This window comes from Mesorhizobium temperatum (assembly GCF_002284575.1).
Lineage (GTDB): Bacteria > Pseudomonadota > Alphaproteobacteria > Rhizobiales > Rhizobiaceae > Mesorhizobium > Mesorhizobium temperatum.
On the sequence record NZ_NPKJ01000048.1, the window covers coordinates 75,513 to 89,931 of the forward strand.

The 14,419-nt window shown below is 63.1% G+C and carries 14 protein-coding genes and 1 riboswitch; of the genes, 4 read left to right on the top strand and 10 right to left on the bottom strand.

All coding sequences use genetic code 11. The features are described from left to right. Window positions 1–75: 75 nt before the first annotated feature. Entirely contained in the window at window positions 76–258 is a 183-nt protein-coding gene (locus tag CIT26_RS16360) for a hypothetical protein (RefSeq protein WP_095493534.1), read from the bottom strand. Between CIT26_RS16360 and araD1 the strand changes: the two genes are divergently transcribed. Continuing rightward, a complete protein-coding gene (gene araD1 / locus CIT26_RS16365; RefSeq protein WP_095493535.1) occupies window positions 257–1,249 on the top strand; it encodes an AraD1 family protein in 993 nt (330 codons plus the stop codon). The two genes, CIT26_RS16360 and araD1, sit on opposite strands and share 2 nt — an antisense overlap. 188 nt (window positions 1,250–1,437) lie before the next feature. Here araD1 and CIT26_RS16370 read toward each other — a convergent pair whose 3' ends face one another. Both CIT26_RS16370 and CIT26_RS16375 read right to left on the bottom strand, forming a co-directional pair. Beyond that, window positions 1,438–2,211: an ABC transporter substrate-binding protein gene (locus tag CIT26_RS16370; protein ID WP_095493536.1), complete on the bottom strand. Its 774-nt coding sequence runs from the start codon at window positions 2,209–2,211 to the stop codon at window positions 1,438–1,440. 94 nt (window positions 2,212–2,305) lie between these two features. After that, window positions 2,306–3,400, bottom strand: coding sequence for a 2'-deoxycytidine 5'-triphosphate deaminase (locus CIT26_RS16375; protein WP_095493537.1), 1,095 nt, complete (start codon window positions 3,398–3,400; stop codon window positions 2,306–2,308). Between the two features lie 125 nt (window positions 3,401–3,525). Beyond that, window positions 3,526–3,603: riboswitch (SAM riboswitch) on the top strand. Between the two features lie 74 nt (window positions 3,604–3,677). Between CIT26_RS16375 and CIT26_RS16380 the strand changes: the two genes are divergently transcribed. After that, complete coding sequence (locus CIT26_RS16380; protein WP_095493538.1) at window positions 3,678–4,868, top strand: O-succinylhomoserine sulfhydrylase; 1,191 nt, start codon at window positions 3,678–3,680, stop codon at window positions 4,866–4,868. Window positions 4,869–4,914: 46 nt separating this feature from the next. Here the strand turns inward: CIT26_RS16380 and CIT26_RS16385 are convergent, their stop codons facing one another. Next, a complete protein-coding gene (locus CIT26_RS16385; protein ID WP_095493539.1) occupies window positions 4,915–6,069 on the bottom strand; it encodes a ceramide glucosyltransferase in 1,155 nt (384 codons plus the stop codon). 226 nt (window positions 6,070–6,295) lie between these two features. Between CIT26_RS16385 and apaG the strand changes: the two genes are divergently transcribed. After that, window positions 6,296–6,688 carry a Co2+/Mg2+ efflux protein ApaG gene (gene apaG, locus CIT26_RS16390; RefSeq protein ID WP_065005838.1) on the top strand — a complete coding sequence of 131 codons (393 nt, stop codon included), beginning with the start codon at window positions 6,296–6,298 and terminating at the stop codon, window positions 6,686–6,688. Between the two features lie 159 nt (window positions 6,689–6,847). Here apaG and CIT26_RS16395 read toward each other — a convergent pair whose 3' ends face one another. From CIT26_RS16395 to CIT26_RS16405, 3 genes are all read right to left on the bottom strand, one after another. Further along, on the bottom strand, window positions 6,848–7,882 hold the full coding sequence (locus CIT26_RS16395; protein WP_095493540.1) for an Hsp33 family molecular chaperone: 1,035 nt from the start codon (window positions 7,880–7,882) through the stop codon (window positions 6,848–6,850). A gap of 93 nt (window positions 7,883–7,975) precedes the next feature. Continuing rightward, on the bottom strand, window positions 7,976–8,887 hold the full coding sequence (argF, locus tag CIT26_RS16400; RefSeq protein WP_095493541.1) for an ornithine carbamoyltransferase: 912 nt from the start codon (window positions 8,885–8,887) through the stop codon (window positions 7,976–7,978). A gap of 16 nt (window positions 8,888–8,903) precedes the next feature. Continuing rightward, window positions 8,904–10,103 carry an aspartate aminotransferase family protein gene (locus CIT26_RS16405; RefSeq protein ID WP_095493712.1) on the bottom strand — a complete coding sequence of 400 codons (1,200 nt, stop codon included), beginning with the start codon at window positions 10,101–10,103 and terminating at the stop codon, window positions 8,904–8,906. 354 nt (window positions 10,104–10,457) lie between these two features. On the opposite strand from CIT26_RS16405, the gene CIT26_RS16410 reads away from it, so the two are divergent. Further along, the gene (locus tag CIT26_RS16410) at window positions 10,458–10,976 is read left to right on the top strand and encodes a GcrA family cell cycle regulator (RefSeq protein WP_095493542.1); all 519 of its coding nucleotides are present in this window, start codon (window positions 10,458–10,460) and stop codon (window positions 10,974–10,976) included. A 63-nt stretch (window positions 10,977–11,039) separates the two neighbouring features. On the opposite strand, the gene CIT26_RS16415 is transcribed toward CIT26_RS16410, so the two are convergent. The 3 genes from CIT26_RS16415 to CIT26_RS16425 all read right to left on the bottom strand — a co-directional run bounded on the left by CIT26_RS16415 (window position 11,040) and on the right by CIT26_RS16425 (window position 14,338). Then, complete coding sequence (locus CIT26_RS16415) at window positions 11,040–12,047, bottom strand: magnesium and cobalt transport protein CorA (RefSeq protein WP_095493543.1); 1,008 nt, start codon at window positions 12,045–12,047, stop codon at window positions 11,040–11,042. 91 nt (window positions 12,048–12,138) lie between these two features. Next, window positions 12,139–12,864, bottom strand: coding sequence for a phosphate signaling complex protein PhoU (gene phoU, locus CIT26_RS16420; protein ID WP_095493544.1), 726 nt, complete (start codon window positions 12,862–12,864; stop codon window positions 12,139–12,141). A gap of 202 nt (window positions 12,865–13,066) precedes the next feature. Next, window positions 13,067–14,338: a sensor histidine kinase gene (locus CIT26_RS16425; RefSeq protein WP_095493545.1), complete on the bottom strand. Its 1,272-nt coding sequence runs from the start codon at window positions 14,336–14,338 to the stop codon at window positions 13,067–13,069. Window positions 14,339–14,419: the final 81 nt, after the last annotated feature.

A 14,419-nucleotide genomic window follows, 5' to 3' on the forward strand; every position in this document is an offset into this window, starting at 1 on the left:
TGTGCAGCGTGTTGGGACAACGACATGCATAAAAACAAGGATTAAAGCGGGCCGCCTTTCAGACGCGGCGGGCTTTTAGGAGGCACGGGTCACATCGCGGCGCTGCCGGGCGGCGCAAAGAAGTCCCTCAGGGACCGGGCCCGCGAGCGCAATCCGGACGAAGAGTTCACCAGTGGCGCGGATACCATCCGAGCCGCGCTGGTCAAAGTTTGCCAACCCGGCAGCCAGGCCAAAGGCAATTGAGAGAGGGTACATCATGCTGATCTCCCAGATCCTTGACGACGCAGAGACCATCCGCGTCGTTGCCCGCAACGGCGGCAAGACCCGGATCATCAACGGCGCCCGCAGCGTCTATTCGCTGGCGATGGAGGCCGCGCGCACCGGCACCGGGCTCGTCGCCCTCATCGAGCGCAAGGGCTTCGGTGAAGCGGTCGACCTCGATGCCGCCTACAAGAAGGGGCGGCTGTTGTCGCCAATCAACCATCCCGACCCGGCGCATCTCCACCTCACCGGCACAGGGCTGACACATCTCGGCTCCGCCGCGACCCGCGATTCCATGCACAAGAAGCTCAGCACCGACGGCGAGGAGCAGCTCACCGATTCCATGAAGATGTTCCGCATGGGGCTGGAGGGCGGCAAGCCGGTCAAGGGCCAGACCGGCGTGCAGCCGGAATGGTTCTACAAGGGCAACGGCACCATGGCGGTAGCGCCCGGTGCGGCGCTTCTGTCGCCCGCCTTCGCCGAGGATGCAGGCGAGGAGCCGGAAGTCGCCGGCATCTATGTCATCGGCGACGACGGCGCCCCGTTCCGCGTCGGCTTCACACTGTCAAACGAGTTTTCCGACCATGTCACCGAGCGCGTGAATTATCTTTTCCTCGCGCATTCCAAGCTGCGCAACGCTTCGTTCGGGCCGGAGATCTTGATAGGCGACCTGCCGTCCGACGTCAGGGGTTCTTCGCGCATCCTCCGTGACGGCGAGCTGCTGTGGGAGAAGCCGTTCCTGTCGGGCGAGGCGAACATGTCGCACACCATCGCCAATCTCGAACACCACCACTTCAAATATTCGGCCTTCCGCCAGCCGGGCGACGTGCATGTGCACATGTTCGGCACGGCGACACTGTCCTTCGCCGACGGCATCAGGACCGCGGCCGGCGACGTGTTCGAGATCGAGGCCAAGGATTTCGGCCTGCCGCTACGCAACCCGCTTGAAATCGAGCAGCCGGTGACGGTGGCGGTGAAGGCGCTGTAAGGTGGCACCTCTCCTTCTCCCCTTGTTTGTGGGAGAAGGTGGCCGAGCGAAGCTCGGTCGGATGAGGGATGTTCCAGGGAACGCCAACCCATCACTCCGTCCAGCACCCCTCAACCGTCTTGGCGCTGCGCGCCAATCCACCTTCTCCCACAAGGGGAGAAGGGAAGGACGCGCGAAGCATACCGGCCTCAATAAATATCGAAATCGAAATATTTGGCCTGGATCTTCTTGTAGGTGCCGTCTGCGACGATCGCATCGATCGCGGCGTTGAGCTTTTCGCGCAGCGCATTGTCTTCCTTGCGCACGGCGATACCGGCTTCGGTCTCGGTGCCCTTGACGTCGCCGACCATCTTGCAGCAGCCGTCGCTCGACTTCTTCATCCAGTCCATCAGCACGAATTTGTCTGAAAGGACGGCATCGAGACGGCCGTTCATCAGGTCGGCGACCGCCTCCTCCTGGGTCGGGTAGAGCTTCGCCTCGGCGCCGGCCTTGCTATAGACATCCTGGGCATAGTCGGCCTGGGTGGTCGAAGCCTGCGCGCCGACTGTCTTGCCGGCGAGTGCTGCGGGTTCGGTCGAGGCAATATCGCTGTCCTTCAAGGCCACCAGCGAAAGCGGCGTCGTATAGTATTTGTTGGTGAAGGAGACCTGCTTCTTGCGCTCCTCGGTGATGCTCATGGACGCGATGATGGCGTCGAACTTTCTGGCCTGGAGCGCCGGGATCATGCCGTCCCAGTCCTGCGTGACAAGTTCGCATTCGACCTTCATCTGAGCGCAAAGCGCATTGGCGATGTCGATGTCGAAGCCGACGAGCTTGCCATCCGCGGTGATGGTGTTGAACGGCGGATAGGCGCCTTCGGTGGCGATCTTCAACTTTTCCTGTGCTTGCGCCGACAAGGACCCGGCAGCCATCACCAGCATGGCAGCTGCTGCTGTCGATGCGATCCATCTTGAAATCTGCATTTCTTGTTCCCCTTGGTTCCAACCACCTTAACGGTTGGGCACAACCAAGCACGGCCCACAAGGTCAGGCAAGCACAGTCTGATTTGATCGGCGATCAGCGCGCGGCGCGGAAATGCTTGGACAGTTTCAGGCCCTGTGCCTGGTAGTTCGAGCCGAGATCAGTGCCGTAGAGCGCCTGCGGCCGCTTCAGCATGTGCTCGTAGACCAGCCGCCCGACGATCTGGCCGTGGTCGAGGATGAACGGCACTTCGTGGCTGCGCACTTCGAGCACCGCCCTGCTGCCGGTGCCGCCCGCCGCCGAATGGCCGAAGCCCGGATCGAAGAAACCGGCATAGTGAACACGGAATTCGCCAACCAGCGGATCGAAGGGCGTCATCTCGGCGGCGTAGAGCGGCGGCACATGCACCGCCTCCTGGCTGACGAGGATATAAAATTCGTCCGGATCGAGCACCAGTTCGCCGGCGCCGCTCTTGTAGAGCGGCTCCCAGAAATCGACGACATCCTGTGCCGCGCGCTTGTCGACATCGACCAGGCCGGTGTGGTGCTTGCCGCGGTAGCCGACCAGCCCGTCCTTGTCGCCATCGAGGTCGATCGACAGCGCGATGCCGCCACCCGAAATGTTGGGTGGCTCGGTGGCGACGAGCGTCTCGGCACGGTGCAATTCGTGCAGCTCACTTTCGGACAAAAGCGCATTGCCGGTGCGGAACCTGATCTGCGACAGCCGCGAGCCGGCACGGACGACGATTGGAAAGGTGCGCGGGCTGACTTCCAGATAGAGCGGGCCGTTGTAGCCGGCAGCGATCTTGTCGAACTCGTGGCCACGATCGGTCATCACGCGGGTGAAGATGTCGAGCCGCCCGGTCGAGCTCTTTGGATTAGCCGAGGCGGAAATGTTTGCCGGAAGTGCCAGGCTCTCGAACAGCGGCACGATATAGACGCAGCCCGTCTCCAGCACCGCACCATCGGCGAGATTGATTTCGTGCAGCTTCAGGCGGTCGAGTTTTTCGGCGACCCTGTGGTTGGGGCCGGGAAGGAAGGAGGCGCGCACCCGCCAGGCCTTGTCGCCAAGCCTGAGGTCGAGGCTGGCCGGCTGGACCTGGTCGGCATCAAGCGCGCGCGGCGACTTCAGCGCGCCCGACTGGAACAGCGCGGAAATGTCCTGATCGGGAAGAATGCCTGTCTGCCGCAAAGTCTGGCTCCGCTCGAAGGCCGGGCGAGGTCTCGTTTTGTTGCAGGTCCTTGCCACGGAACCTGCTGGTACAAACTTCTTAATCATGCCGGCAATTGACGCAAGCGCGGTGCAGGTCTAAAGGGTCGTTATCCCGTGGTGATTTGGCCGGTCGGCTTGCAGCCACGTTAAACAAGTCGCTAAAGGACCGTCGGGCCGAAAGGCCGTATGGACCGGTTGCGACTTTCGCGGCCGGTTTTTTTGTGTTTGGACCATTTTTGGTGTTTGGAACAAGGTGATGACGAGCAACAAGCGCAACTGGAAGCCTCAGACCGCCCTCGTGCATGCGGGAACGCTGCGTTCCGGCTTCGGCGAAACCTCCGAGGCGATGTATCTCACGCAAGGCTATGTCTACGACACGGCGCAGGCGGCGGAAGCCCGCTTCAAGGGCGAGGAACCGGGCTTCATTTATTCGCGCTATGCCAATCCGACGGTCGACATGTTCGAGAAGCGTATGTGTGCGCTGGAAGGTGCCGAAGATGCCCGCGCCACCGCATCCGGCATGGCGGCGGTCACAGCGGCGTTGCTGTGCAGCGCCCGGGCGGGCGACCACATCGTGGCGGCGCGCGCGCTGTTCGGCTCCTGCCGCTGGGTGGTCGAAACGCTGGCGCCGAAATACGGCATCGAGGCGACGCTGGTCGACGGCACCGAAATCGCCAATTGGGAAAAGGCGGTCAGGCCCAACACGAAGCTGTTCTTCCTTGAAAGCCCGACCAATCCGACGCTGGAAGTCGTCGACATCGCAGCCGTCGCCTCACTTGCGAATTCGATCGGAGCGCGGCTGATCGTCGACAACGTCTTTGCCACGCCCTTACAGCAGAAGCCGTTGCAGCTCGGCGCCCATATCGTCGTCTATTCGGCGACCAAGCACATCGACGGCCAGGGGCGCTGTCTCGGCGGCGTCATCCTGTCGGACAAGAAGTGGATCGACGAGAACCTGCACGACTATTTCCGCCACACCGGTCCCAGCCTCTCGCCGTTCAATGCCTGGACGCTGCTGAAGGGCCTGGAAACGCTGCCGCTGCGCGTGCGCCAGCAGACGGAAAGTGCCGGCCGGATCGCGGACTTCCTCGCCGAGCAGCCGGAGATCGCCCGCGTCATCTATCCCGGCCGCGCCGATCACCCGCAGGCGGCGGTCGTCAAGAAGCAGATGTCGGGCGGATCGACGCTGATCTGCCTCGACGTCAAGGGCGGCAAACAGGCGGCTTTCGCCTTCCAGAACGCGCTCGATATCGTGCTGATCTCTAACAATCTCGGCGATGCCAAGAGCCTGATCACCCATCCGGCGACGACGACGCACAAGAATCTGAGCGATGAGGCGCGTGCCGAACTCGGCATCGGGCCAGGCACGCTCAGGCTGTCCGTCGGCCTGGAGGACACAGATGACCTGGTCGAAGACATCGACCAGGCACTGAAAGCCGCCAGATAGAGATACGCGCCGAACGGCTTCGCTCGAATCGTCAAGCCAAGCGCGGTCAGGCGCCCGACGGGGTCTCTTCCAATTCCGCACCGGCGCTGGTGTGGATGGTCATCGTGTTGCCGCGCCAGTCGACGGCACCGCTGAGCCAGCCGCGCACCCAGATGGCGGGAAGCATCACGTCCCGCGCAACCATCGCCGGGATCATGCGCAGCGACAGGTGCCAGCCCTTGGCCGAGGCGAGCGCGCATTCCGGGAGATAGGCGACTACCAGCACGGCGACGGCGGTTGCCGACAGGCTGAAGCCGGCGCCTGCTGCCGCAACCAGCGCAAGCACCAGCGGCGGCGCCGCTCCGATCAGGATCTCGGGCGCGAAGAACAGTGGGAAGGTGACGCGACGCAGGCGTGCCCAGCGGGCCTGACGCGACCAGATTTCGCCAAATGTGCGCAAACCGAGCGGCTGCTCGAAGGGCGAGGCGACGAGATTGACGCGCAGTCCAAGCCCGTTGACCAGCTTGGTCGCGGCGGCATCCTCGGCAATCTCGGCGGCAAGCGCACGGATGCCGCAATTGGCGTCGAGCATGGGCTTGTTCCACAACATGCTCTTGCCCTGGGCAAAACCGAGGCCGAGCGCCTCGCCGGTATATTGCCAGCGCGCCTGCAGCGTGTTGAGGAAAGCGCATTCGACCTCCGCCCAGAACCCGTCCGGCCGCGAGCCGATCGGCGTCGAGCAGACAAGGCCAGTGTCCGGCCGCCATACCGCCATCAGATGCTGGACATAGTCCCTCGGCATCAGGACGTTGGAATCGGCAAGGATGACCCAGCGGTGGCGCGCGGCCTCCCAGCCCTTCACGCAATTGTTGAGTTTCGGATTGCCGCTGATGCGGTCGTCGCCGACGAGCAGCCGGGCCGGCACGGCCGGAAAGCGGGCGATCGCGTCGGTGATCGGCCCGACCACCGGGTCGTCGGCATGGGCGACGCAGAAGATGAGCTCATAGCGCGGCCAGTCGAGAGAGAAGGCGCGCTCGAGCGTTTCCTCGGCAAACGGTTCGACGCCGCGCGACGGCACGACGATCGACACCGGCGGCGCCTTGCCGGCTGGCGGCGTGATCCTGCCAGGCCGCTTCAGCTTCAACGAAGCGAGCAGGATGCTGGCGAGATTGACAAGAAGCAGAGCTGTGGAAAGCAAGGCGGCTGTGACTGTCAATTCCATCGATATCTGGTCACTCCAGAAAAAACCGGCCGCATGAAAGCCGTTTCAACAGTTCGACAGAATGCTGAGTCGCCCGGCCCTGCACACCATCATTGTCATGTGTCACTTAAATGACATTGTTCTTCGGCACCTGCGCTGAGAGGAGTGGGACAACGACGGAAAGCTCCCCAGTTGACCAAACTGCGGAGAGCGTCGAGAGTTTCGTCTACATATTGTGGAGTAGTCTATGTACAGCGCCGTTACGCGCAACATCGAAGTACAGGTCAGGCCGTTCTACCTGGAAGATCGCTCCGACCCGTCGGAGAACCGCTATGTCTGGGGCTACCAGGTGACCATCGACAACCAGTCGGATGAATTCGTGCAGCTTCTGTCACGCTATTGGCACATCACCGACGGCACCGGCCGGGTCGAGGAAGTGCGCGGCGCCGGCGTTGTCGGCGACCAGCCCGAACTCAACCCCGGCGACAGTTATCAATACACGTCTGGGTGCCCGCTCTCAACGCCATCCGGCATCATGGTCGGCCACTACACGATGCGCAACAAGCGGGGCGAGACGTTCGATGTCGCCATCCCCGCCTTTTCGCTCGACCTGCCGGGCACGCGGCGCACCGTCAATTGACGCTCACTTGGGTTCCTCTCCCTCGCGAAGCAGGGGAGAGGTGGCCCCACTCCGTGGGGCGAGGAACCCAAGTTCTGCGAAGGCACCGCACTCGGTATATGGCGATTCCTACTTCCATTGGAAGAATGCCAGCGGGCAGATAGGCAGCACTGACGCTCGTTATTGGGCGGCGGCAAACTCCGCCGGGTCGAAGTCATACTGTTTCGAGCAGAATTCGCAGGCGACGTGAATGCCGCCATCCTCGGTGCTGTCCCTGATCTCGTCGGCGGAGAAGCCTCCGAGAATGCCGCGGATCTTCTCCCTGGAGCATGAGCACTGGTCGGCAACCGGTACGCCGCCGAAGACGCGCACGCCGTGCTCGTGGAACAGCCGGTAAAGCAGCCGCTCGGCGCCGATCGTCGGGTCGATCAGTTCCGTCGGCTCAATGGTGCCAAGCAACGCCAGCAGTTCCTGCCAGGAATTGTCGGCCGGATCGTGGATCTCCTGGCGCGGATCGCCGTCGCCGCCCGGAAGATCGGGCACGCGCATGCGGTCCGGCGATTGCGGCAGGAACTGCGCCAGGATGCCACCGGCACGCCATTGCTCGCGGGCGCCGCCGACGCCGGGCGTCAACAGCTTGGCCACCGTGAGCCTGAGGTCGGTCGGGATCTGTTCCGACTGCCGAAAATAGGTGCGCGCGGCCTCCTCCAGCGTCTCACCGTCGAGCTGGACGATGCCCTGATAGCGCTGCGTGTGGGCGCCCTGGTCGATCGTCAGCGCCAGGACACCGCTGCCGAGCAGCGTCTGCTGCGAAGTCTCGCCGGCAGACTTCAGAGCCTCCAGCCGGTCGGCGTCGAAGCGCGCGTAGGCGCGTAGCGCATGCGGCGTGGAAAAATCCGCCACCAGCATATCGACCGGTCCGTCCGTGCGGGTCTGCAGGATGAACTTGCCTTCGAACTTGAGCGAGGTGCCGAGCAGCACCGTCAGCACGCAGGCTTCCGCCAGGAGGCGAGCGACCGGCTCGGGATAGTCATGACGGCTGAGGATCGCGTCGAGCATCGGCCCGAGTTGGACGGTGCGGCCGCGCACGTCGAGCGGGCCGACCTCGAAGGGCACGACATTATCGTCGCCGGCGTAGCCGAATTCGCCGAGTTTGGGTTGTTGTTCAGCCAATTGATGAGTTTCCAACATGACAAAGCTCCAGGGCGCGGCCATGCCGCCCTCCGGGGCGCATGCGTCGAAACGCGCTCGATTTGCGTGATGCGCCTGAGATAGGCACCACGCAGTGCCGGATCAAGGTGGCCCGGATCAAGCGCCCAGACACCAGGCCAAAACCGCCTTCTGGGCGTGGAGCCGGTTCTCGGCCTCGTCGAACACTACCGAATGCGGCCCGTCGATGACTTCGTCGGTGACCTCCTCGCCGCGATGCGCCGGCAGGCAGTGCATGAACAATGCGTCCGGCTTTGCCTTCGCCATCAGCGCCGCATTGACCTGGTAAGGTGAGAAGACATTGTGGCCGCGAGCACGGTGCTCCTGGCCCATCGACACCCAGCAGTCGGTGACGACGCAGTCGGCCTCGTGGACCGCCTCCTCGGGCGAGCGGGTGAAGTGCAACTTGCCGCCATGCGCCGTCGACCAATCGACATGCTTCTGCGCCGGCTCGCTGCCTTCCGGCACGGCGATGTTGAGGTTGAAGCGGAACCGCGCCGAGGCCTCCAGCAGGGAATGCAGCACGTTGTTGCCGTCGCCGGTCCAGGCGATTGTCTTGCCGGCGACCGGACCGCGATGCTCCTCGAAGGTCATGATGTCGGCCATCAGTTGGCAGGGGTGGGTATCGTCGGTCAGCCCGTTGATGACGGGAACGGTGGCGTTCTCGGTCAGCTCCAGCAGCCGGTCATGCGATGTGGTTCGGATCATGATCGCATCGACATAGCGCGACAGCACCTTGGCCGTGTCGGCGATGGTTTCGGAGCGGCCGAGCTGCATCTCGGTGCCGGTCAGCATGATGGTCTCGCCGCCGAGCTGGCGCATGCCGACGTCGAAGGACACGCGCGTGCGCGTCGACGGTTTGTCGAAGATCATCGCCAGCACTTTGCCTTCGAGCGGTTTTGTCCGCTCGCCCGCCTTGAGCCTTGCCTTTCGCACCACGGCATCGTCCAGCATGAAGCGCAGATCGCCCTCGGAAACGGCGGAAAGATCAGTGAAATGGCGAAGGCTCATTGGGGTCTTTCGACTGTTACTTTGCGGCAGCCGCGGCGATGGCATCGGCCAGGCCCCGGGCGCCGGCACGGATGCGGTCGAGCGCCTCATGGATCTCGGCGTCGGTGACGGTGAGCGGCGGCAGCAGGCGAAGAACGTTGTCGCCGGCCGGAACCGCAAGCAGATGCTGGTCGCGCAACGCCATGTTCACCTTGGTGTTGGGTGCGGCGCATTTCAGGCCGAGCATCAGGCCGGTGCCCCTGATGTCTTCGATGATGTCAGGAAACTCGTCGGCGATGCCCGCCAGCCCCTGCTTCAGCAGCAACGCCTTGCGCTGGACATCCTCCAGGAAGCCGTCTTCCAGCACCACGTCGAGCACGGCGTTGCCGACCGCCATCGCCAGCGGATTGCCGCCGAAAGTCGTGCCGTGCACGCCGGCGGTCATGCCGACGGCCGCCTCGTCGGTGGCGAGACAGGCGCCCATCGGGAAGCCGCCGCCGATGCCCTTGGCAACCGCCATGATGTCGGGCGTGACGCCAGCCCATTCATGCGCGAACAGTTTTCCGGTGCGGCCGATGCCGCACTGGACCTCATCGAAGATCAGGAGCAGGCCATGCTGTTCGCAGAGCTGCCTCAGCCGCTTCAGCGACTGCGTCGGCACCGGGCGGATGCCACCCTCGCCCTGCACCGGCTCGATCAGTATCGCGGCGGTCTCTGATGTGATCGCCTTTTCGGCGGCGTCGATGTCGTCGAAGCCGACCTGGTCGAAACCTTCGACCTTGGGTCCGAAGCCTTCCAGGTATTTATACTGGCCGCCGGCGGCGATGGTCGCCAGCGTGCGGCCATGAAAGGCGCCTTCGAAGCTGATAATGCGAAAGCGCTCGGGATGGCCGTTGACGAAGTGGTAGCGCCGCGCCGTCTTGATGGCGCATTCCAGCGCCTCAGCGCCGGAATTGGTGAAGAACACCTTGTCGGCGAAGGTGGCGTCGACCAGCCGCTCGCCCAGACGGCTCTGCCCCGGAATCTCGTAGAGGTTGGAGACATGCCAGACCTTGGCCGCCTGCTCGGTGAGTGCCGAGACCAGATGCGGATGGCTATGGCCCAGCGAATTCACGGCGACGCCGCCGCCAAAATCGAGATATCGCTCGCCCTTGTCGGTGACCAGCCAAGTGCCTTCCCCATGGTCGAAGGCCAGGGGTGCGCGGGTAAAGGTCTCGAAAAGCGCCGAACCGCTCATTATATGCGTCTCCGGAACCGGAAAATCAAAAAGCCGCCAAAGCGGCGGCCTTTGCGGCTTATCGTGTTTTTCGGCCATGAAGTCAACGAAAACGTCGCGCAAGGACGCGCGGCAAGCTCTCCAGCGAGACGCCGGCTCATCAGCGACCGGGCAAGTTGGGGAAAACCGAAAAAACCGATTCGTGTTGGCCCTCAGACTCTTGTCACCGAGTCAGCGCATAAGGTAATTGTAGTCGAGAAATAACTAGATTTCGTGCGGCGGACCTAATCACCCGATATATGTGGTGTCTGCCCGGCGGAAGCCGGATCGTGGAAGGATTCCGATCGCCGCACATTTCAGCAGGAGCGCGGTCTCATGAATTGGACTGACGAGCGGGTCGAACTTCTTAGAAAATTGTGGTCGGAGGGACTGAGCGCCAGCCAGATCGCCGCACAGCTCGGGGGCGTCAGCCGCAATGCCGTCATCGGCAAGGTGCATCGGCTGAAACTGTCGGGCCGCGGACGCTCGACCGCCACGCCGGCACGCCAGAAGAAGAGCGTGCAAGGATCGAGCGTCCAGAAATCGGTGTCGCGGGCGGCAAGCACTGCGCGGCATATCACCACGTCGATCGGCGCGACCGCGCTGCAGGCGCAATTCGACACCGTACCGGTGGCGCGTCATTACGTCCGTCCGGTCGAGAACGTGGTCGTGCCGATCTCGCGGCATCTGCAACTCGTCGAGTTGACCGAGCGGACATGCAAATGGCCGAATGGCGATCCGCTTTCGGAAGAGTTCCATTTCTGCGGCAACGACGCGGCCGAAACCGGACCCTATTGCAAGTACCACGCTCGCATAGCGTTTCAGCCCGCTTCGGAGCGGCGGCGCAGTCGCTGAATAGCGAATTGCCTTTGCGAAAGGCGCAAGTTCGTTTCTTGCCCTATTCGCCATTCGCTTTCTTCACAGCCAGCCGCTCTTGCGGAAGCGCCAGTAGAGAACCGAGCAGACCAAAATAATCGCTCCCAGAACGATCGGGTAGCCATATTCCATCCTAAGTTCCGGCATGTCGTTGAAGTTCATGCCGTAGATGCCTGCGAGCGCCGTCGGCACCGCCAGGATTGCAGCCCATGAGGCGAGCTTCTTGGTGATCGCCGTTTCCTGGCTCTGGCCAACCAGGAGGCTCGCCTCGAAGGCAAAGGCGAGCACCTCCCGCAAGCTGTCGATCTTCTCCTGGACGGTGCGGATGTGGTCGGTGACGTCGCGGAACAGCGGGTGCATGGCCGCATGGATCTGCGGCAGGTCGGCGCTGGTCAGCCGGCGGCAGACTTCCACCAGCGGCAGCGCGGCATTGCGCAGGCGCAAGAGATCGCGGCGCAGCATGTAGAGCCGCTCTATGTCGGAGCCTGTCATCGGCTTCAGCAGAACCCTGTCCTCGATCGCCTCGACCTCGTCCTCGATCTGCTCGAGCACCGGCATGTAGTTGTCGACGATGAAATCGAGAATGGCATAGAGGACGAAATCCTCGCCCTTGGCCAGCGAATGCGGGCAACTTTCCCAATGCTGGCGAACGGCGGCATAAGAAGTCGACGGACCGTGCCTGACGCTGACGATGTAGCCGGCGCCGACGAACAGATGCGTCTCGCCGAAGGTGACGCGCCTGTCGATCAGTTGAGCCGTGCGGGCAACGATGAACAACGCATCGCCATATTGCTCGATCTTCGGCCGCTGATGCGGATGCTCGGCGTCCTCGATCGCCAGATCGTGCAGGTGGAACTGCGCCTGGACGCGAAGCAACAGGTTGCGGTCCGGCTCCAGCAGGCCGATCCAGACAACATGACCTGGCTTCTTGGCCCATTCGCCAGCTTCCTCGATCGGGATGTCGGCGACACGCCGGCCGGCGGTATAGACGCTGGAAGCGATGATGGCCGATGTCGGCGGGGCCGGCGTCAGGTTCCGAACGGTTTCCATCGCTACCTCCTGAAGGCATGGCCTCGGGTCAGGATCAGGAACGTTCGGTAAAGCTTAGCCTAAATCAGCAATGGGTTCGAGAGGCAGCCGTTCACTTCCCCGGTAGCGTTGCGGCAAGCACAATCTTGTCTGTCTTGTCGCCCTTCGGCCGCTCGGCCGGCATCTGGTCGCCGGTGACGATGTAGTAGATCGTCTCGGCGATATTGGTGGCGTGGTCGCCGATCCGCTCGATATTCTTGGCGCAAAACAGCAGGTGCGTGCAAGGCGTGATGTTGCGCGGATCTTCCATCATGTAGGTCAGCAACTCGCGAAACAGCGAGGTGTACACGGCGTCGATCTGATCGTCGCGATCACGCACGAAGCCGATCTTTTCCACCGAGCGCGACGCGTAGACGTCGAGCACTTCCTTGAGCTGCGTCAACGCCAGGTCGGCCAAGGCCTCGATGCCGCGGAACAGACTGGTCGGCTGGCGTCCTTCTATGACGGCAACCACGCGCTTGGCGACATTCTTGCCGAGGTCGCCGACCCGTTCGAGGTCCGCGGAGATGCGGATCGCGCCGACGATCTCGCGCAAATCCGTCGCCATCGGCTGGCGCTTGGCGATGATAATGATCGCCTTGTCGTCGATCTCGCGCTGCCCTTCGTCCAGAACGGCATCGTCACGGATGACCTTCTGGGCAAGGCCGGGGTCGGCGTTGACCAGCGCCGCGATCGCCTGTTCGACCATGCGTTCGGCATGCCCGCCCATCGCGGCGATGCGCTTCGACAGATACTTCAGCTCCTCGTCATAGGCGCTGACGATGTGCACGGACTGCATAGAGATGCCTTCCCGGGGTCTTCTGGTCCGAGTCGTTTCCTCGAATCCCCGCTGATACGCTAGCCGGATGACAGAAAAAAGAAACCGTTAGAGCGACGTGCGTCCACTTGGACACAGCGTACGCTCTAAGTCCCTTATCCACGCATCCGGCATCCTAAAATCTTCCGGTTTTCGGGCCCACGCGTTCTTAGATAGTGAGGCGTCAGTGCGCCGGCAAATGCACCGTGAAAGCTGCGCCCTTGCCGACCTCCGACTTGATTGAGAGCCTGGCGTTGTGGCGCGTCAGGATATGCTTGACGATGGACAGGCCAAGCCCGGTGCCTTTCTGGGTCCGGCTGTTTTCGACATCGACGCGGTAGAAGCGTTCGGTGATGCGCGGGATGTGCTCCTCGGGAATGCCGGGACCGAAGTCCCGTATGGTGATGTCGATGCCCGGTTCGGGACCGTCATCGCTATGAGCAATCGTCACCACGACACGTCCACCCGACTGTCCGTATTTGCAGGCGTTTTCCAGCAGATTCTCGAAAACCTGGAAAAGTTCATCGCGATCCCCCGGCACATTGAGCGGCCCTTCCGCGAAATCCCGCTCTATGGCAACGCCGTTTTCCCCGGCAAGCGGCCCCAGCGAGTCGATGACGCTGTCGAGGGTCTGGCGGAGATCGACCTCGGTTCCCGGCTTCAGATAAGGTTTCATTTCCAGTCGCGACAGCGACAGCAGGTCGTCGATCAGGCGCGCCATGCGGCCGGTCTGGTTCTGCATGATCTGCAGGAACTGCTCGCGCGCCGCCGGGTCGTTGCGGGCCGGGCCGCGCAGCGTCTCGATGAAACCGGAGATCGAGGCGAGCGGGGTGCGCAGTTCATGGCTGGCATTGGCGATGAAGTCGGCCCGCATCCGGTCGATGCGTCGCGCCTCGCTCTGGTCCTTGAAGACCAGCACATAGAGGTCTGTGCCGTGACCGACCGAAGACGCACTCACCCGATAGGCCCGTTCGACCGGCAGCTTTTCGGTATAGTCAACGACATCCGAAGCGGCGGCGCCCGATAAAATACTGTCCAGCAAGGCCTGCATCTCGGGCGCCCGGAATTTCAGCGACAGCGACATGCCCGGTGCGATGCCGCCGAAGGCGGCGAAGGCGGCGGCGTTCGCATGGACGATCGTGGCGGTGCGATCGAAGATGATCAGCGGATCGGCAACGGCCGCCGCGAGGTATTCTCCCGACAGCTGTTGCAGCCCGCCCGCCTCGATCGCCGCGGCATCCTCGGCAGACTGGCGCGCAACGCCGGCAGGCAGCATCGCGGCGGCAAGCAGCAGCACGGCACATGCCAGCAGCACCACATAGCCGGACATGTCTGCGAACCCATAGACCGTCAGGACCGCGACGATGCCTGCCGCCAGCAGCCAGCGGCTGTTCCACAACCGGGTGGCGACCACTTGCGCCGTGCTTCGCTGTTCTGCGCCGCCCATGTCAGCCATTGTCAGCCATTCGCGCGCACTGTGCCTCCGCCCCACCCGGCCGGCCGGGTGGAAACTTCCCGCTGGACCGGCGCTAGAGCG